The organism is Staphylococcus sp. EG-SA-17, from assembly GCF_017151845.1.
Taxonomy (GTDB): domain Bacteria; phylum Bacillota; class Bacilli; order Staphylococcales; family Staphylococcaceae; genus Staphylococcus; species Staphylococcus aureus.
Genome location: NZ_JACVZO010000023.1, coordinates 1 through 20,295 on the forward strand (window position 1 = coordinate 1; position 20,295 = coordinate 20,295).

The following is a 20,295-nucleotide window of genomic DNA, read 5'->3' on the forward strand; positions in this document are numbered from 1 at the left end:
ATATAAAGCAGGATTTCACCCCCTACTTCAAGGCACTACAACAGTAGATTTTGGAGACATTGAACAATTAACACAAGCTATTTCACCGAATACAGCAGCAATTATTTTGGAACCAATTCAAGGTGAAGGTGGCGTTAATATACCACCGAAAGGATATATTCAAGCTGTGCGTCAACTATGTGATAAACATCAAATATTATTGATTGCAGATGAAATTCAAGTTGGTCTTGGTAGAACTGGGAAATGGTTTGCTATGGAATGGGAGCAAGTCGTTCCAGACATTTATATTTTAGGTAAGGCATTGGGTGGCGGCTTATACCCTGTATCTGCTGTACTTGCAAATAATGATGTCATGCGTGTTCTAACACCAGGTACACATGGTTCAACATTTGGTGGTAACCCTTTAGCCATTGCAATATCGACGGCAGCGCTTGATGTACTTAAAGATGAACAACTGGTTGAACGATCAGAACGCTTAGGTTCATTTTTATTAAAAGCGTTGCTACAACTTAAACATCCTAGTATTAAAGAAATTAGAGGTCGTGGTTTATTTATAGGCATAGAGCTTAACACAGATGCTGCACCTTTTGTGGATCAACTGATTCAACGTGGAATCTTATGCAAAGACACGCATCGTACTATCATTCGATTGTCTCCACCTCTAGTCATTGATAGAGAGGAAATCAATCAAATTGTTGCAGCTTTTCAAGACGTTTTTAAAAATTAACAATTAATCATTTATATATGACATAGGAGGGATTCATGATGATTAAAGTAGGTATCGTTGGCGGTAGCGGTTATGGCGCAATTGAATTAATTCGATTATTACAAACACATCCTCATATAACGATTGCACACATCTACTCACATTCAAAAGTAGATGAACCGTTGAAATTAACATTTCCACATTTACAACATATTATGCAACATTTCGAAGCACTTACAGTGGACAATAATGACTGTGATGTAATTTTCTTTGCGACACCAGCACCCGTAAGTAAAACATGTATCCCTCCCTTAGTAGAAAAAGGTATTCATGTTATCGATTTATCTGGCGCATTTAGAATTAAGAATCGTGAAATATATGAAGCATATTACAAAGAAACTGCTGCAGCACAAGATGATTTGAATCATGCTATTTACAGCATTTCAGAATGGCAATCGTTTGATAACAATGGAACGAAGCTCATTTCTAATCCTGGCTGTTTCCCTACAGCAACATTATTAGCATTACATCCACTTATTAGCGAAAAAATAGTAGATTTGTCATCTATTATTATTGATGCTAAGACCGGCGTGTCAGGTGCTGGTCGTTCATTATCACAACGTGTTCATTTTTCAGAAATGAATGAAAATCTAAGCGCTTATGCAATCGGAAACCATAAACACAAACCGGAAATCGAGCAATATTTATCTATCGTTGCGGGTCAAGATGTATCAGTCATATTTACACCACATCTCGTACCAATGACACGAGGTATTTTATCAACAATTTATGTCAAATTATCATCTGAATATACAACTGAATCATTACATAAATTAATGACCTCTTATTATGCTAATCAGCCATTTGTCAGAATTAGAGATATTGGGACTTTTCCAACCACAAAAGAAGTACTCGGTAGTAACTACTGCGATATCGGTATCTATGTAGATGAAACAACGCAAACAGCAATTTTAGTATCAGTGATTGATAACCTTGTCAAAGGGGCAAGTGGTCAAGCCATTCAAAACTTAAATATATTATATAATTTTGAAGTTACGACTGGCCTAAAACAATCACCAGTTTATCCATAAGGGGTGTTAGAATGAAACATCAAGAAACGACATCACAACAATATAACTTTTCAATTATTAAACATGGCGATATTAGTACACCTCAAGGCTTCACGGCTGGTGGTATGCACATCGGTTTACGCGCTAACAAAAAAGACTTTGGCTGGATTTACTCATCGTCTTTGGCAAGTGCAGCTGCCGTATATACTTTAAATCAGTTTAAAGCTGCACCACTTATTGTCACTGAAGACACTTTACAAAAGTCTAAAGGAAAATTACAAGCACTTGTTGTTAATTCAGCTAATGCAAATTCTTGTACCGGTCAACAAGGCATAGATGATGCACGACAAACACAAACATGGGTTGCTCAACAACTTCAAATACCATCTGAGCATGTTGCTGTTGCTTCAACTGGGGTTATTGGTGAATATTTGCCTATGGATAAAATTAAGAATGGGACCGATCATATTAAGGATACTAAGTACACAACGCCAGGTGCGTTTAACGAGGCAATTTTAACAACTGATACATGTACAAAACATATCGCTGTATCACTAAAAATCGATGGTAAAACCGTTACAATTGGTGGTAGCGCCAAAGGTTCAGGTATGATTCACCCAAATATGGCTACCATGCTTGCTTTTATAACAACCGATGCAGCGATTGAATCGAATACACTTCATCAATTATTAAAATCTTCGACTGACCATACATTTAATATGATTACTGTTGATGGCGATACAAGTACAAATGACATGGTATTAGTCATGGCAAATCACCAAGTTGAACACCAAATACTTAATCAAGACCATCCACAATGGGAAACATTTGTTGATGCATTCAATTTTGTCTGTACATTTTTAGCTAAAGCTATAGCTAGAGATGGCGAAGGCGCAACAAAGTTAATCAGCGTCAATGTGTCAGGTGCTAAGTCAATATCAGATGCAAGAAAAATCGGTAAAACTATCGTAAGTTCAAATCTAGTAAAATCAGCTATTTTTGGCGAAGATGCCAATTTTGGTCGAATCATTACAGCTATTGGCTATAGCGGATGTGAAATTGATCCTAACTGCACATATGTTCAACTGAACCAAATACCTGTCGTTGATAAAGGTATGGCTGTACTATTTGATGAGCAAGCTATGTCGAATACATTAACTCACGAACATGTCACAATTGACGTTCAGCTTGGTTTAGGTAACGCTACAGCGACTGCATACGGTTGTGATTTATCCTATGATTATGTGCGTATTAACGCATCATATCGAACATAAGGTGGTGTTGGTTAGATGAAATTTATTGTCATTAAAATTGGTGGCAGTACACTTAGTGACATGCATCCATCAATTATTAACAATATTAAGCATTTACGATCAAACAACATCTACCCTATTATCGTTCATGGCGGTGGCCCTTTTATTAATGATGCATTATCAAACCAGCAAATCGAGCCACACTTTGTTAATGGCCTAAGAGTGACTGATAAAGCAACCATGACGATTACTAAACGCACGCTCATTGCAGACGTTAACACGGCATTAGTAGCTCAATTTAACCAGCACCAATGTTCTGCAATAGGCTTATGTGGTGTAGATGCACAGCTGTTTGAAATTACATCTTTTGATCAACAATATGGATATGTCGGAGTTCCGACCGCTTTAAATAAGGATGCTTTACAGTATATATGTGATAAATTTGTACCTATCATTAATTCGATTGGTTTCAATAACCATGATGGAGAATTTTACAATATTAATGCTGACACGCTTGCCTATTTTATTGCATCATCATTAAAAGCACCTATTTATGTATTAAGTAATATTGCAGGTGTACTCATCAATGATGTTGTTATACCTCATCTACCATTAGGTGATATTAATCAGTATATTGAGCATGGTGATATTTATGGAGGTATGATTCCCAAAGTGCTTGATGCTAAAAATGCGATTGAAAATGGCTGTCCTAAAGTTATCATTGCATCAGGAAACAAGCCAAATATTATCGAATCTATTTACAATAATGATTTTGTTGGCACAACAATCCTTAATTCATAACCATGAAATTAAGGACTAACAAGTTTTGACACGCGATGATTCCAGTTCGTTTATCCATTGCGCTGAAACATTTATTTACCGTTCATCTCGTCAATAATTCCGAATACAGTATGATACAATATGAGATGTAAAAAACTAATAACCTTTTACAAATTTGTTTATCAAAATATTTTAAGTTTTGCAAAGCTTTTCATTGTGATTATTTTCACAAAATACTATAATGAGGATAGTAAATAGAGAGGAGTCCTTAAGTTGACGAAACGACAAATGGGTATATTCATTTATGCTGGAATTATCGGTGGCTTGTTATCTGGAATTGTAAAATTAGGTTGGGAGGTCATGTTTCCACCTCGCACACCAGAACGTAATGCAACAAACCCACCTCAAGAGTTATTGCAACAATTAGGATTTAGTAGTGAGTTTACGCATCAAACATATACATTTTCAAATATGGAATTGCCTTGGGTAAGCTTTATTGTCCACTTTAGTTTTTCTATCGTCATTGCAATTATTTACTGCATATTAGTTAAAAAATACGCTTACTTAGCGATGGGACAAGGTGCTGTATTTGGTATTGCTATTTGGGTATTATTCCACCTTATCATTATGCCAATCATGCATACTGTACCTGCTGTGTGGGATCAACCATTCCAAGAGCATCTGTCAGAATTCTTTGGCCATATCGTCTGGATGATGACAATTGAATTAGTGCGACAACATTTTGTCTATCGCTATAAATTAAATTAATACACTGACTAACATTAACGTGAGTTTTAAATCATCGTTTGAGTATGATGATTGATGCTCACGTTATTTTATTAACTGACATGATATGATTCCAGCCAACTTACGTGAGCATTAAAGTCTCAAATGCGTCGTAACAAACTATTATTTTCGGTAATTTCAATATTGCTCAGTATATTTTCACCTTATCACTTACTTTAATCTCGTCATGATTTTGAATGATGCCATCGTGTATTCACCTTTCATTTTTCCAATAAAAAAACATCTAACAGTAAACATTTAGGCAGTATAGTTTAAAATCACTGCGCAATGATACTGTCAGACGTCATATTAACTACTCAATAACTGAAATACAGACACTTTTTTATAACCCCAGGGTGCCTGTCCTAAGAAACATACCTGTACCATAAACTGATCAAAAATAAATTGTTTGAACTTCACTTCACGTGATTGATAAAAGTGTGATTGTGTCATATCATAAATGTCCAATCCTTTGATTAAACCTTCACCAATCAATTTTGTAAAACTTTCTTTTTGTGTCCATATTTGATAAAAATCATTTAAACTACATATTTGATGTGCTTCGTTTGTAGAGAAACACGTCACTAACGTACGCCAGTCTAAACGTTGTGATATCTTTTCGATATCTATACCAACTGGTTCTTTATCGACAACACACACGATATAAGGATAACTATATGATAAGCTCACATAGATGGGCTGTCCATCACGATTGTGTTGAACAATATCTGCCTTACCTCGTGGCGAAATGTGATAATGCCATTCATGTGGTAATAAACCTGTGTCATGTTGAATTCCATATTGCACTAAAATATCTCCCAATCTGTGCATGAGTTTATCTTGATTGTATCTATAGTTGACTGTACGTGGTTTTTTATATGACCAACGACTTTGTGATATTAATTCTTCAATACTTTTCAAGTTACTCTGTAATTGCATTACAAATACTGTCATAACTTTCCCTACTTACTTATTGAATATTGTTTTGATATATTGCGCCCAATGATGCAGCCAATTGTTAGTTATCGTTGGCCATTTTTCACTGATGTGATTCATTATTTTTAATGTTAATGTTGTATCTATCATTGCTAGTTGTTGTTCACGGTCAACACTAGTTAATCCAATCGTTTCGTACATGTCTTGTTTCTGTAAAATTTCATTAAATGATTCATCGCTGACGAGTTCAATTTCTTTGCGCTTAACGCATTCTAACAAAGATTTCACCGGCATTTTATTAGGTGATAGCACATGGTAAATGATTTGTGGTGTGTTGACCTGTGCTAATGCGACAATTTGTCTTGCAGTCGTATCCACAAAAGAAAAATCTACAGGCATTTCAGCCAGGCTAACCCCGATACAATCCAGTTGTAACAAATCATTCATTACCATTGAAAAACGGTTAGTCTTTATATTTCTCATATGCCATCTTCCATTGTAAGGACTCGTCAAATTACCAACACGTACAATCCGACCATCTAAGCCATTATTTACAGCTTCTAATACTTTTAATTCACTATAAAATTTACTCCGTGTATATGGTGATGTTAGTAGTTGTCCTTTATAGACATCCGCTTCTGAAAATGTCACATCTTCTGTGTCTATATCAAAATAAGTTCCCACACTTATCGTAGACACATATATTAACCTTGCATGATGTTGTTGTGCCAAACGTATGGCATCAACAGTACCTTGAACATTTACTTTTTCAAATTCATCATCATCACCAAAATGATCTGTACGAGCACCTGCATGAATAATCGTATCCATGTTTTCTGGTAAAACAACATCATCCATACACTCGAAATCACCAACAATGACTTCAATGTTTGATAACATCATTTCAACCGTCTCTTCTGAAAAATAATCATTTAAATTCGTCATCAACTTATACCATGCTATTTCCTCATTATCAGCACGTATGAAACAATAAATGCGATGACTGTATCCTTGTAGTGCTTCAATCAGATAAGCACCTAAAAAACCTGTCACGCCAGTCAATAGTGTATTTCCTAGAGGTCGATGACTTAGACTATCCTCTAAAATACCCAAGTTATAACGAGACATAACAATCTTTTGTAATTCCGAAAGATTATCCGGTAATGCAACTAATGATTGTTGATTTTGGTACATATAATTAACAATCTGTCGCACGGTTTTATATTGGTATAATGTCTGCATTGAAATATGATGGCCAAATCGTTTTAAATGCGAGACAACTAACATCGCCTCTAATGAGTTACCACCAAGTTCAAAGAAATCATCGTCAACACCGACATCATTTTGTTTCAATACCTCTCCAAATACATCAACAAATGTCTGCTCAATTTCATTAGAGGGTTCGCTATACACTTTATTAGACTGTTGTATAGGTGATGGATTTGGCAAACGCGTAGTATCCACCTTGTCATTCGTGGTTAATGGCATACAATCGATATGCGTTATAGTCTTAGGAATCATATACTTAGGCAGATGATCATTTAAATATTGCTTCAAATCCTGCTCCACTTGTTGCTCTCCGACATAATAAGCATTCAATATATCATGCGTATCAAAGTGACTTACTGTTACAACACAATCAGATATACCACGAATAGCTAATATTGCATTTTCAATTTCATCAAGTTCAATACGGTACCCGTTAACTTTCACTTGTTTATCTATTCTTCCTAAAAATTCAATTTGACCATCAGATGTATAACGTGCTAAATCACCACTATGATACAACTTTCCTTTACCAAATGGATTATTTTGCCATTTATCAGCCATTAATTCTGGACGGTTAATATATCCTATCGCTAAACTATCACCTGCAATACACAACTCGCCTGGCATACCAATACCGCATAACAAACCATCTGACATAATATACACTTGGATGTTAGATAAGGGTTTGCCAATTGGAATCGTCTCAGGTATCAAATCACCACAATGATGTGACCAATACGATGTGATGACTGTTGACTCAGATGGTCCATAGGCATTGAAATACGTGCCACAATGCTTCTCAATATATTTAACAAAGGATGCCGTACTAGTTGCCCCGCCTGTAATCAACTTTTCAATATAAAAGTCTTCCATAACACTACACATCTGTAACGGAATCGACGCCACCGTCACACGATGCTTATTAATGAGTTGTTGTAACTGTGCTGGATTAACACGTTCCTCTCTATCTGGAATCACAAGCGTATGACCATTTAACAAACAACAATAAATCTCCATAACTGATGCATCAAAAACAATATTTGCATGTTGCAAAAATACTTCATTGTTGCCTAATTGCAATTCAGTTGACCATGCATGCACTAAATTCAACAAATTTCGTTGTCGTATGGCAACCCCTTTAGGCATCCCGGTCGTACCAGATGTGTAAATAGCATACATCTCATTATCTAACATCGCTGTGTTTTCAAGTTGATTGCCATGTAAATCATCATATTGTTCATTTTCCTTTGATTCAACAAAGCCTTTAGCATTTTCCAATTGAATGACTGGTAATGTCGTTTCAATTTCAACGCCATAAGACATGACTGCAGTTACTTTAGCATCCTCCAAAATTGCACCTTGTCGTTTATTCGGAAAATCAATATCGATAGGTATATAAGATGCACCTACTTTAACTGTCGCCAACATCGCCGCAATCATTTCAAAACTACGTTCTGTAAACAAGGCAACCCGTTGACCATTGCCCACACCATTTGATAGGAGCATGTGCGCAATGGCATCCACATAGTTGTGTAATGTTTCATACGTCATTGTCAAATCATTCATGACTAGCGCAACATGATTACCTTGTCGTGAGACAGCTTCATTAAAGTAACTTATGATAGATTTATTTCCCGGGACATTAAGCATTCGATCGTTAACATGCGTATTGACCCAATTTAGAAGTTCCTCCGTGCCGTTTGGTATATCACAAATTTGTAGTGTATCTTGATGCTTCAAAATATAATCAATCATAATCATACATTGATTACCCATGTGACGAACTGTTTCTGAGTGATATAAATCGGTATTATACTCGATATTGATTATATAGTCATCGCGATCTTCTTCAATGATGAAAGATAAATCAAATTTCGCCGTCACTGATTTGGGTTGAATGTGTGTTAATTTACTATGCCCAAAATGAGCATGATTCGTTTCATTGTTTTGTAGTACTAACATGACATCAAATAATGGATTCCGTGAGGCATCATGTGATTGATCTAAGTCATTTACTAAACATTCGAATGGGTATTCTTGATGCTCGTATGCCTCCAAACTCATTTCCTTAACCTCTTGTAAAAACTGTGTCCACATTTTATCAGGTGACGGTTGCCCTCTATATACCAACGTATTAGCAAACATGCCTAGCATTTGCTCCGTGCCTTTATGCATACGCGCACTCATCACACTACCGACAACAACATCATCTTTTCGAGCATATCTGCTTAACAACGTCATGACCACACTCATAAAGAACATAAAATCAGTAATTTGATGCTTTTCTACATACTTTTGAAGTAGCTGTCTCATTTGTTGATTCATTGTAAATGACATCATTGCTCCATTTGTCGTTTTAATATTTGGTCTAACATAGTCTGTCGGTAAGCTTAAAATAGGTACTTCATCTTTGAATTGAGATAACCAATATTGTCTATGTTTCGTCATATCACGATGCGACATCCACTCACTATAGTCTTTATATTGCAATTTAAGTGGTAACAATAATTTATGTTGATAAAGTGCGTTAAGATCATTCATTAATTGTATATTACTCATACCGTCATTAATGATATGATGTGTATCTATAAACAGGTATGCATGTAAGGGACTTCTAATGTATCTCACTCTAATTTGACTTGGCTTTTCCAAATTAAAAGGTGCCACAAATTGGCGCATGATTTCTTGTTCATCCGTAAAATGCGTGTTAACTTCTTCAAAGTCAGCTACAACATCTGCCACAATACGTTGTCGAACCTCATCATCTACAACAATATATTGTGTTCGTAGAATCTCATGTCGCGCTATCAAATGCTGAACTGCTTGTTGCAATTGAGCTACATTAAGTCCTGATGATAACCGCCATAAAAAAGGTACGTTATACACCGTATCTTTATGGTTTGATTTCCATAATAAATACATACGCTTTTGTGCAGAGCTCAGCACATAATCATCTTTAACTATAGCTTCTGGCATCACTTCATAGTTTTGTTCTTGAACCTTAGCAATCGCTTGTGCTAGTTCAAATACAGTTGGCTTTTGTAATAAATCACCAATTTGTAATCGTTTCCCAGTAGATGCCTCTATCCGATTCACCACTAACGTTGCTTTTAATGAATGGCCACCTAATTCAAAGAAATTATCATGAATACCTACTTGATTCACATGTAAAATATCTGCAAAAATTTGGCATAGCAAGTGTTCGGTATCTGTACTCGGTGCTACATAGGCATCCGTATCGACATAGTCCATGATAGGCAATGCCTTCTTATCTAATTTCCCATTAATAGTAATAGGAATTTGCTCAATATGCATGAAATTAACTGGTATCATGTACTCCGGTAAGGTCATACGTAATTGTGATTTAATCTTATTATGTGATAATGTATGCATCGCTTCATAATAAGCAACGATATACTGATCTTGATCATGATTTTGAACAATAACAACTGCTTTATTAATACCTTGTATACGCTCGAGCGCATGCTCAACCTCTGACAACTCAATCCTAAACCCTCGAATCTTAACTTGTTTGTCCTTTCGATATAAATAATCTATGTTGCCATCGGGTAATAGACGAACGATATCACCACTTCTATACATCAGCTGATTTATATTTGAATCTTTGATAAATTTATCTGCTGTCAATTCTGGCTGATTTAAATAACCTGCAGCTAACCCAAAGCCACTTGTACATAATTCTCCAGGAATACCAACGCCACATCGACACTCGCCTTGCATGATATAAACATGAGTACCAAGAATCGGTTTACCAATAGGAATACGATTTGGAACTTTGTTAGGTATATTATACGTCGTTGTAAATGTTGTATTTTCAGTTGGTCCATAACCATTAATAATTTGAGGATGCTTCGGTTTTTGATTAAGCAAATCCACCCACTTAGCATTCAATACTTCTCCACCAATTAATAAGTACTTTAACGGTACCAATACTTCTATTCGTTCACTAGCAATCTGATTAAATAATGAGGAGGTTAACCACATAGTATTAACGTCATTTTCATTGATTAATTGTTCTAACGCTATTGGATTTAATAATTGTTCTTTTTTAGCAACAATCAGCTTTCCACCATTGAGCAATGCACCATATATTTCAAATGTTGCAGCATCAAAGGCTATAGTTCCTGATAACAAAATCGTCGTCTCTTCATTTAATGGTACATAATGATTTTGATGGACCAAGCGAACAATACCTCGGTGCGGAATTAGTGTACCTTTTGGGTTACCAGTTGTCCCCGACGTGTAAATAACATAAGCATGATCTTCTAACGTGTTACATTTAGAAAGATTATCAATATTTTTCCACGCTATCTTATTCAAATCAATGTGATTAATATTTTGTTTACCATTTTCATATAAAGCTTGGTACGTTATTACAACTTTAGGCGTTGCATCTTTTAAAATGTACTCCTGACGATCACTTGGATAGTTCGGATCAATTGGCACGTAAGCCCCACCAGCTTTCAACACACCTATCATCGCTATTATCATCTCAATACTTTTTTCAGCTATGACAGCGACACGATCATTAGGTTCAACACCATACTGGTTTCTCAAACGGTGTGCTAAATCATTCGCGCGTGCATTCAATGTTTGATATGTTATAAACACTCCGTCAAATTGCACAGCGACATGATTCGGCGTTGCTTCAACTTGTTGCTCAAATAAGGTAACAACTGTTTGCGCATCATCTATCTCAGGCAAACTTACATTGATATCGTCATATAATTGAATATCACGTTCTGTCATCAAATTAAGTTCATCTACAGTTGTTCGTTTATTTCCATTTTCTTCAGTAATTTGCAAATAAATATTTCGAACTAAGTCACTCAGCGTCTCGATTGAGAGCAAATCATATGCTGTACTGTTATATATAATTTTGAACCCGTGTTGATGTGGAAAAATTTCAATATCCGCTAAAGATGTATGTGCATCATGTATTTGATGTACATCCTCAATAACATCATTACAACAAGACATCATATGATGATAACAATGAAAAATAGTCTCTAGTGAAAGCGAAGAATTCGCGCACTGTAATTGCGACATATTTTGCAACACACATTTATTAAAATCTGTTGTAAAACGTTGACATACATCTTTTGCATCGATTGTTAACGTTAACGGCACAATATTTCCGTGTAAATCATTTGGTAAATGTGATGGTACATGTATACCTAATGTGACATCATGTTGTTGACTCATTATATGATTAGCTAAATACACACTAACAGCCAACGATGCCATATCTATTGATGTCATATCATCAATCAAATACGTTTGATATAAAGCTTGCTCAAATGGATGCTTAATTGGTAAATAACTATCAATATGGATGTCAGAGTTATTCTCTAACCGAAAATAGTTTGAGTCTAATGCTATATGCGATGCATCTTGATTGTGCTTATCATCATTTCTATTTAAATGTGCATGCTGTCGAGTATTGTTAATAACAGTATTGCCACGATATGCATTGCATAAATCATCAAGAAAAATATCAATTTGACTATCATCGAAAATGGACACATGAAAATCTAATAGTATATATGCAGCATCAGCGAACTGAAACAATTTAAATTTGAATAAAGGTGAATCATTAAAATGGTAAGTACTTAATTCTTGCTTAAAAAAAGCTTCTAAATCATAGTTTGCGGAAGAAGTTGGAACTTGTTTTATCTCAATAAAAGGCAGAAATTCATGAAGTATCATTGTTAAATTGTCATCGGTAGTAACATCAAAAAAATGTCTTATAGATGCATGTTGTTGCACAATTGTCGATAATGCATACATCATTTTAGTAGCTTCAACATTTTTAGCGAGTTTAACCCAATACGCATTACGGTGTGTCGTTGATTCTGTATTATTTTTGTATATACGAAAATATTCCTGCTGAAATCTCAAATTACCCATAATCATAAAAAGTCCTTCTTTCATATCATAATACTCATTACTTACTGAAATTGCATGATGATATGATAACCGACGAAATGTTAATTAACTCGTTATGTAATGATTAATATAAAACACCATTCGCAACATATGAGCGATATATTCTACCCTAAAATACATCTTGTATCATCGTTACAATTGGTATATTTTTCAATGTAAATTACATACATCTTCGATAAATAGTACACTACAACTCGTTAATCACTTTCTGTTGTTCACATCTCATTGCAAATTCAATATTGTTGTTACAAAATATCCATGAAGCAAGTTTATATTAAACAAACAACTCGCATAAAACAATTGTTATCCTTAAATTTTAACAAATTCTTAATAAATTTATCTCTATTTTAATTACGACCGAATTAATAGGTTTTCAATATAAAAAGATGCATAAAATAAATATTTAAATAAATTCAATTTGTATTCACTTGTTTTTGTCCCCCGAATACACCAGCAACAAGCATGCTAGCACCAATTGTTAAAACGATAAACATATACAGTCCCATTTGTAATGACGTTAAGAAAGCACCCAACACAATCCCTAACCTAGCTAGTGTTTCTGAAAAATGAATACCTAATGCATTAACTGCACTATATGTTCCTCTTTTAGCTTTAGGAATAATTTTAAAGCGTTGTTCTGAAACTATAGGCGAATAAATAATTTCACCTACAGTCGCAATTATCATAAAAACAACTAATAAGCCAAACTGATTAAGATAGGTTAGACCACTATAGCCAACAATATAAATCAGCAAACCAGTGATTAAAGCTTTTTTAAAATCTATTTTCAATACAACTTTCGAGATTGAATACGTGAGTAAAATGACGACGACCGTATTAATCATTAGCAAGATTGCTAACATCTTAGCACCTGTAATATCATATGAACCTATACTTATTGTTTCAAACTGATTCTTTAGTCTAATAGCAATATATGAGGAGATTGAAAATTCACCCATCATGATGATACTGAACCCCGAAATCAATAACATATAATTACGGTCTTTCAAAACTAATTTATAACTGCGAAATATATTCATTATTTGTAATTTTTGATAACGACTTGCATGCCTCTTGTCATCACTTTGCTTTACTTGATTTCGGTCTTGAGGTAACCAAATATATAAAATAAAGAGTACAATTAAAAATATACAAGCTGCTATTAAGAAAAGTAGTAACATACTGTAGCCATACATCAAGCCGCCTAACAATGCCCCAATAGCTACCGATAAGTTCGTCATCCAATAGCTAATCTTGTAAATATAATGTTCCACGTCTTCGGTAATTGCATCCATAATTAATGTGTCCATAACTGGAAATTGTAATCCCCAAACGATTGTAAATATGGCATATGCAACACAAAAACCAATAATTTGCCACAATTGATGTGACCCAAATATGCCCATGAACACAAGCATTATCACCATCGTCGCTTGATAAATAAGTACTAGCAACTTTTTCGGAAATATCTCAATAAGGTAACCAGATATAATGGACAATGGAAATTTTAGAACCACTAAACCAACAAGATATATACCGACAATTGATTGACTTAACATATCTGTTAAATATAGTGCTATAAACGGTATAAATGCTGTCGTAATAATTAGCTGTAAAAAATTGCTAATCAATCGTACTTTCAAAGTCGTACTTAAGCGTTTCATTAATAACTACACCCCTATCCACATATATACACACTACCATTTATATAAAATCTATTATTAGATTATACGTTGAAACAAAGAATTTTTAGTTATACAAAGTTATTTAACAAACAAATGCATCGACTTTACAATGCATCTTGCATATAATGCCTCAAAAAAATTAGCACTATATGACTATATATTATTCCAAATGAATGAAATTTATCAATAATTGCGTAAGTGAACACATATGTGCGTAAATGTTAAATCATTGTCCTAACATAGCCGTGACTATACTTAGATGTAATCATAAAAAAACTACTGCCATCTTTACAACAGCAGTAGTGCTTATATAATTCATTTATATAAAATTGAAAGCGTTAATCGCTAGCCCAGCATCCTTATTCTATTTAGCTGTATAACTTTTACTAGCAATACGACCACTTGCAACAATAATATCTTTATCTTGGAAAGGTTCATGATTGAAGAAACGCTCTAAAATATCTTTAACTCCATCTTCAATACGTTTTTGTGCTTCTAAAGTCATACCTGAATAGTGAACTGTCATAGCATTTCTAGGCATTGTTCTCCATGGATGATCAGCAGGTGCAGGTTGTGGATACCAAACATCACCAGCATATCCTTGTAAATGCTCGGATGCTAACGCTTCAACTAACGCATCGCGATTTACAATTTTACCACGTGCAGTATTCACTAAATAACTGTGTTTTTTCATACGACTTAAAACATCTTTATCAAATAAGTTATCAGTTTCTGGTGTTAATGGTGCATGAATTGTAATCGCATCACTTGTTGAAACAAGTTCATCAAAGCTTACAAATTTAGACAATTTATGGTCTTGTTGATTGATTGGATCATAGTGTTGTAATGTTACATTAAATGGCGCTAATCTTTCAGCAACAAGTTGTCCAATTCGACCAAATCCAAAAATACCAATTGTTTTGTGTTGTAATTCATGCGCATGATTACCTACTTGAGACAAGTTCCATTCACCTTCTACTGATTGACGATGACCTTCTTCATAGTTTCTAAGAAGTATTAATAAATCCATAACCGCATGTTCTGCCACACTAACTGTATTACTTCCTGTAACTTCAACGACACCAATATTGTGTTCACTTGCTGCCGCTAAATCTACATGGTCAGATCCTACACCTGCTGTAATTGCTAATTTCAAGTTCGGTGCTTTTTCAATACGTTCACGAGTCATATATGCAGGATAAAATGGCGCACTAATAATCACATCCATATCTGGTAAATGTTTATCTAAGTCTTCACCATTATCTGCTAATATAATGAACTCATGTCCTCTTTCCTCTAAAAATGTTTTTAATCCTAATGCTTTTTTAGTATTAAGTAATTGATTTTCTTGACCTTCTACTGCTTCTGGAAATAACGCTACGATTTTCATATCCATCTCTCCTAAATGATAAATTTTGACTTCCTTAAAGTACGTGTTGCATGTTGCTTGTTTTAAAAATATGACAAAAAAACGGCACCGTTTGACATACCACCCCCTTGAATTATTGTTAAATTCAAAGCGAAGTTAGCAAACAGCACCGTGTACCTTACACCAGCAACACTTATTCTATTGACTTATCGAAAACAAATATTGAAATGACTTCATCATCATTCAAATCAATATCTGTAAATAATTTTACGAACTTAGCGCCTACAAGACTTTCCATCTCATTTACATCTATTTCTTTATACATCTGTTTAATCTTCTCTGTGCGTGTATAATGGAGCATCGATTCATTGCGTTTGTCGTTTAGGTAAAAACTCTCAACTTTACTCAAAACACCTGTCATATGTGCAATCGCCCAATTATCTTTAAACGACACTCGAATACTATTGGGTCCTTTACCCACGTATTCTTTACGATAAGATCTTACTAGATTCGAGAATTGTTGTTCTTTAGTATGCGTATCTATAGTATTCACCTTCTTTAAAATAAGAAGTTCATTAATTGTTCACATTTTCATTATACACCTTATAAACACTTTTTCAATGATAACGATTATTATTATTACGAAATGTATATTTTCCTAGTTAAAAGGATATAACAAATAAACAGAAAATGTTTATAAACTAAGATTTATATTATTTTAAAAAATGTTTCAACAAACGCATCTAAACAACAGATCAGCATATCATACTTACCCCTTCAACTCTGCCTCAAGTTTACCTAAATGTCTTAATGTTGGTGTCAATGCTGCGAAGAAGAATCCTTCTTTTAACTTGCGAACTTGTGGCGAATATGGTGTGTACGCTCTTGAACCACCATTGACAACAGAAGCTTGATTTACATCTAACAATAAATAGCCAATGTTCTTCTTCAATGATATTAATTCACTTAAATGTGAAGTTAAGTTACCGTCATCTAATATTGCATAATATTCCTCTCTAAGTTGACGATAACGTTTTTTAAAAGCTTCAACATCATACTCTAAATATTGATTTATTCCGTTTTGCGCATTTGAAAATGCATCAATTAACTCTAAAGAACTTTTAATTGAGCCTAATCCTATTGGAATTTGGTAAGCAATAAATTGCGGGCGAATAGTTGCCGCAAACTGCTTCGCATCATGCGTGATGATTTGTGATTGTGGCACTACGACTTGATTCAATGTGATTTGATACGTTGCTGACCCGTTGACCCCTAAAAAATTTGTTTTTTCAACGAGAGTGATACCATCTTGATTGGCACGTAGAATGAACATGACAAATTCATCTGATGATTCATGTTTCGAAATCGCACCAAAATAATGGTCTTCTTGAATATTACTTACAGCTGGCATACGTCCACTGACAACCAATTGTCCATCAACATAAGTGTGTTCAAGGTTCAACTTTTCTAAATCATTAAATGACTTCATCGGATTAGACAATCCGGTAGCACCTAATATTTCTCCAGATAACAATTGCTGTTGTAAGTCATTATTTAAATGTGGCTGCGTGGCATTTTCTAAATACGTTGAAAAAGCTAATTGGCACCATAAACAAAATCCTGTTGTCAAACAAGACTGCGATACAGCTTCGATTACTTCAGCATTTTTTCTCAATGCCGCCTCACCGAAATAACCATCTACAAATAATTGTTGAATAAATGTTCTCGGATAATACGTCCCTTCATCAACTTCTACTAAATGAGGATCTAATTGTTCTTTGATAAGCGTTTCTAAAGTCATCATCATCTCTCCTTATTCACCAAATCTTCTAAGTATAAACTGCTCAATATAACTAATGAATCGATCAATAATAAAACCAAATAATCCGATAAAGAATATTGCTGCTAAAACATCTTCTAAGTTCAACATATTTCGTGCATCAACGATTAAAAAACCTAATCCCGATTGTGCACCAATCATTTCACCAGAAACTAAAAATATCCAACTTGTTCCTACCGCCATATGTATCCCAGCCATGATTTGTTTAAATGCCCCGGGAAATAATATATTGCGATACAATGACCACCCAGTTAAATTTAAATTTGCCGCTATTTTTAAATATTGAGGTTCAATGTCTCTAACGCCTTTAATAGTATTGAACACAATTGGGAAAAAAGCAGCGATAAAAATAATCGCAATCGCTGGCAAACTACCAATACCAAACCATAGAACAACAAATGGTGCCCATGCTATCGGAGATATCGGCCTAATCAATTGAAATAGCGGTTCGATAGCGTTGTATAGCCAACGATTCCTTCCAAGCAAGAAGCCCAATGGAATAGCAACCAACAATGCGACAACAAAGCCCGCTACAAATCTCCATAAACTAATTGCTAAATGTTGGAAAATTTCTCCAGTAACAATGAAAGTCCATATACTTTTTCCTACAAGAACAGGACCAGGTAACAATACAGGTTGGTAATGCCCAATAATAATGACCATTTCCCAAATGCCTAAGAAAATAATAAATGTGATAATAGGTAATATAAATTTGTTATTTGTGGGACGTGTCATGAACGCGATGCCTCCTTATACAATGACGGTTCAACAAAGTCATCATATGCAGGTGGATTAAACAAATGATGTTGTTTTACCAATGTCGTAATTTCTTGATAGCCGGATGGCTTAATTGTTAAATCACCATAGGATGTCCATGCCGCTGACTGTGTTAAAACGTCACGACTTTGTTTAAAATGATGCGTCATAATGTCTACACTTTGCTTGCGATCATTCATTTTAAAGCCAGACTTTTTATAATCTTGTACAAATGCTTGCGCTACATCCTTGTGTTGATCAAGCAATTCCCCTCTCAGTACTAGCACACAGCAATACGCATCAGGTATAACGTCATCACCATGTTTCAAAGTCTTACCTTTGCCTAACTTTTCACCCAGTGCACCGAATGGTTCGGCTACAGAATACCCTGTAATTCTGTGTTCACTCAATGCGGCTGGCATTTCTGCTGGCGACATTTCATGATAGCTAAAATGCCCCGGTTTAATCTTTAATTGTTTACGTAATTCCTCAAGTAAAAGATAATGTGTTGAATAACGATGTGGTATACCAAAATGGTAATCATCGCCATTATTATTAAATTCATTTAAGTGCATACCTTTTTGTCCCATAATGACATTGCCTTCATGATGGCCCAATGCCACAGCCTTTATATTTGAGCTCTTCTGTTTTGATTTCATCGCTAGCTCTATTAAAGTTGATGCACCATCAATACGACCACTGTTTAATGCGTCCATTAAATCTGGCCAATTATTGAATTTAACTAATTCTAGTTTATATTTCGGATGATTGTATTGTGATAATAATTTTTTAGTCATCATCAAATTAGCTGAATGTGTAATCGGCAAATATCCAATTTTAATCACTTGCTGATTTTGGGCATTTTTAGACGGTTCTTTAGACGTCCTTTGCCAATCGCATCCTGTAATTATAAAGATTCCAATGATGACGATTATGCTTAACCTTTTCATCGTCACTCACTCCTTATAAATAATATTCAGGTTCAACTTGATGATGATTCAATGCAAATGTTTCCATAATTTCATTACGAATCTTAAGTAGGTGGCTATCATTACGACTGCGTGGATGTGATGCTGTAATTTCATATTGAGAAATAATATTGCACCCTTCACCTAACAGAACAATGCGGTCGGAAAGATAAATAGCTTCATCAATGTCATGCGTCACTAAAATAATAGTTGATTGCGTTTTATGTTTTAGTTGCACTAGTTGATCCTGAAGTTTATAACGTGTAAATGCATCTAATGCACCTAATGGCTCATCCATCAATATAACGTTAGGCTTATGCACATGCGCTCGACATAGTGCCACACGTTGTTTCATACCCCCGGACAGTTGCTCGGGAAAATGCTTTCCCCTGCCTTCTAAATCAACTAATTTAAGCTGTGCGTTAATCTCTTCATCACTAATTTTCTGTTGGAATCCAATCCTAATGTTGTCATTAATCGTTTTCCATGGCAGCAGATTATGATGTTGAAATAGCATTAAACAATCTGGAGACGGCTGTTGTTTAATTTCGTTATCAATAATGACACGACCAGATGATGGATGAATAAATCCACCGATGATATTGAGTAAAGTAGACTTTCCGCAACCACTTTTTCCTATGAAAGTGACTATTTCTCCCTTGCTAATGTCCAAATTAAAGTTATGAATTACTTTATGTGATCCAAAGTGATGTTGTAATTGTTGAATTTTAATCATGACAAGCCCCCTTTTAATCCCTACTATTTTAATAGGAATTAAGTGTATATCTAAAGGGCTATGCCAAACACAGCCCTTATATCGTGAATTGTTATATCTATAGATGATTATGGTTTGGTATGAGTGCTCTTATAACATAAGCGTTATTCAATTAACGACGTTATATTAATT

The 20,295-nt window shown here is 34.7% G+C and carries 14 protein-coding genes; 5 read left to right on the forward strand and 9 right to left on the reverse strand.

All coding sequences use genetic code 11. The features are described from left to right. From IDG65_RS10350 to IDG65_RS10370, 5 genes are all read left to right on the forward strand, one after another. Positions 1-727: aminotransferase class III-fold pyridoxal phosphate-dependent enzyme (locus IDG65_RS10350; protein ID WP_206174099.1), on the forward strand; the 727-nt coding region annotated here is incomplete at its 5' end. A 38-nt stretch (positions 728-765) separates the two neighbouring features. Beyond that, positions 766-1,797, forward strand: coding sequence for an N-acetyl-gamma-glutamyl-phosphate reductase (gene argC, locus IDG65_RS10355; RefSeq protein ID WP_000598477.1), 1,032 nt, complete (start codon positions 766-768; stop codon positions 1,795-1,797). An 11-nt stretch (positions 1,798-1,808) separates the two neighbouring features. Further along, positions 1,809-3,050: a bifunctional glutamate N-acetyltransferase/amino-acid acetyltransferase ArgJ gene (gene argJ, locus IDG65_RS10360; protein ID WP_000682605.1), complete on the forward strand. Its 1,242-nt coding sequence runs from the start codon at positions 1,809-1,811 to the stop codon at positions 3,048-3,050. A 15-nt stretch (positions 3,051-3,065) separates the two neighbouring features. Next, positions 3,066-3,830, forward strand: coding sequence for an acetylglutamate kinase (gene argB / locus IDG65_RS10365; protein WP_000668884.1), 765 nt, complete (start codon positions 3,066-3,068; stop codon positions 3,828-3,830). A 267-nt stretch (positions 3,831-4,097) separates the two neighbouring features. Continuing rightward, on the forward strand, positions 4,098-4,577 hold the full coding sequence (locus IDG65_RS10370; protein WP_001802886.1) for a YagU family protein: 480 nt from the start codon (positions 4,098-4,100) through the stop codon (positions 4,575-4,577). A 327-nt stretch (positions 4,578-4,904) separates the two neighbouring features. Here IDG65_RS10370 and ausB read toward each other — a convergent pair whose 3' ends face one another. From ausB to IDG65_RS10415, 9 genes are all read right to left on the reverse strand, one after another. Next, a complete protein-coding gene (ausB, locus tag IDG65_RS10375; protein WP_000215724.1) occupies positions 4,905-5,549 on the reverse strand; it encodes an aureusimine biosynthesis 4'-phosphopantetheinyl transferase AusB in 645 nt (214 codons plus the stop codon). 12 nt (positions 5,550-5,561) lie between these two features. Beyond that, entirely contained in the window at positions 5,562-12,737 is a 7,176-nt protein-coding gene (gene ausA / locus IDG65_RS10380) for an aureusimine non-ribosomal peptide synthetase AusA (protein ID WP_061736928.1), read from the reverse strand. A 446-nt stretch (positions 12,738-13,183) separates the two neighbouring features. Continuing rightward, positions 13,184-14,434, reverse strand: a complete 1,251-nt coding sequence (locus IDG65_RS10385; RefSeq protein WP_000826857.1) for an MDR family MFS transporter — start codon at positions 14,432-14,434, stop codon at positions 13,184-13,186. A gap of 385 nt (positions 14,435-14,819) precedes the next feature. After that, complete coding sequence (locus tag IDG65_RS10390; RefSeq protein ID WP_000706137.1) at positions 14,820-15,845, reverse strand: NAD-dependent formate dehydrogenase; 1,026 nt, start codon at positions 15,843-15,845, stop codon at positions 14,820-14,822. 172 nt (positions 15,846-16,017) lie between these two features. Continuing rightward, the gene (locus IDG65_RS10395; protein WP_001092004.1) at positions 16,018-16,377 is read right to left on the reverse strand and encodes a Na-translocating system protein MpsC family protein; all 360 of its coding nucleotides are present in this window, start codon (positions 16,375-16,377) and stop codon (positions 16,018-16,020) included. A gap of 216 nt (positions 16,378-16,593) precedes the next feature. After that, the gene (locus IDG65_RS10400; protein ID WP_000171647.1) at positions 16,594-17,625 is read right to left on the reverse strand and encodes an acyl-CoA/acyl-ACP dehydrogenase; all 1,032 of its coding nucleotides are present in this window, start codon (positions 17,623-17,625) and stop codon (positions 16,594-16,596) included. A gap of 12 nt (positions 17,626-17,637) precedes the next feature. Then, positions 17,638-18,399: an ABC transporter permease gene (locus IDG65_RS10405; protein ID WP_000197965.1), complete on the reverse strand. Its 762-nt coding sequence runs from the start codon at positions 18,397-18,399 to the stop codon at positions 17,638-17,640. Beyond that, positions 18,396-19,370, reverse strand: coding sequence for an ABC transporter substrate-binding protein (locus IDG65_RS10410; protein WP_052997582.1), 975 nt, complete (start codon positions 19,368-19,370; stop codon positions 18,396-18,398). The genes IDG65_RS10405 and IDG65_RS10410 overlap by 4 nt, the downstream gene beginning before the upstream one ends. 13 nt (positions 19,371-19,383) lie before the next feature. Further along, positions 19,384-20,124 carry an ABC transporter ATP-binding protein gene (locus IDG65_RS10415; protein WP_000590844.1) on the reverse strand — a complete coding sequence of 247 codons (741 nt, stop codon included), beginning with the start codon at positions 20,122-20,124 and terminating at the stop codon, positions 19,384-19,386. Positions 20,125-20,295 lie beyond the last annotated feature (171 nt).

Bases quoted from the DNA above. Each gene is read 5' to 3' on its own strand.
- argC (WP_000598477.1), top strand. From the start codon at position 766: ATGATTAAAGTAGGTATCGTTGGCGGTAGCGGTTATGGCGCAATTGAA.
- argJ (WP_000682605.1), top strand. From the start codon at position 1,809: ATGAAACATCAAGAAACGACATCACAACAATATAACTTTTCAATTATT.
- argB (WP_000668884.1), top strand. From the start codon at position 3,066: ATGAAATTTATTGTCATTAAAATTGGTGGCAGTACACTTAGTGACATG.
- IDG65_RS10370 (WP_001802886.1), top strand. From the start codon at position 4,098: ATGGGTATATTCATTTATGCTGGAATTATCGGTGGCTTGTTATCTGGA.
- ausB (WP_000215724.1), bottom strand. From the start codon at position 5,549: ATGACAGTATTTGTAATGCAATTACAGAGTAACTTGAAAAGTATTGAA.
- ausA (WP_061736928.1), bottom strand. From the start codon at position 12,737: ATGATTATGGGTAATTTGAGATTTCAGCAGGAATATTTTCGTATATAC.
- IDG65_RS10385 (WP_000826857.1), bottom strand. From the start codon at position 14,434: ATGAAACGCTTAAGTACGACTTTGAAAGTACGATTGATTAGCAATTTT.
- IDG65_RS10390 (WP_000706137.1), bottom strand. From the start codon at position 15,845: ATGAAAATCGTAGCGTTATTTCCAGAAGCAGTAGAAGGTCAAGAAAAT.
- IDG65_RS10400 (WP_000171647.1), bottom strand. From the start codon at position 17,625: ATGACTTTAGAAACGCTTATCAAAGAACAATTAGATCCTCATTTAGTA.
- IDG65_RS10405 (WP_000197965.1), bottom strand. From the start codon at position 18,399: ATGACACGTCCCACAAATAACAAATTTATATTACCTATTATCACATTT.
- IDG65_RS10410 (WP_052997582.1), bottom strand. From the start codon at position 19,370: ATGAAAAGGTTAAGCATAATCGTCATCATTGGAATCTTTATAATTACA.
- IDG65_RS10415 (WP_000590844.1), bottom strand. From the start codon at position 20,124: ATGATTAAAATTCAACAATTACAACATCACTTTGGATCACATAAAGTA.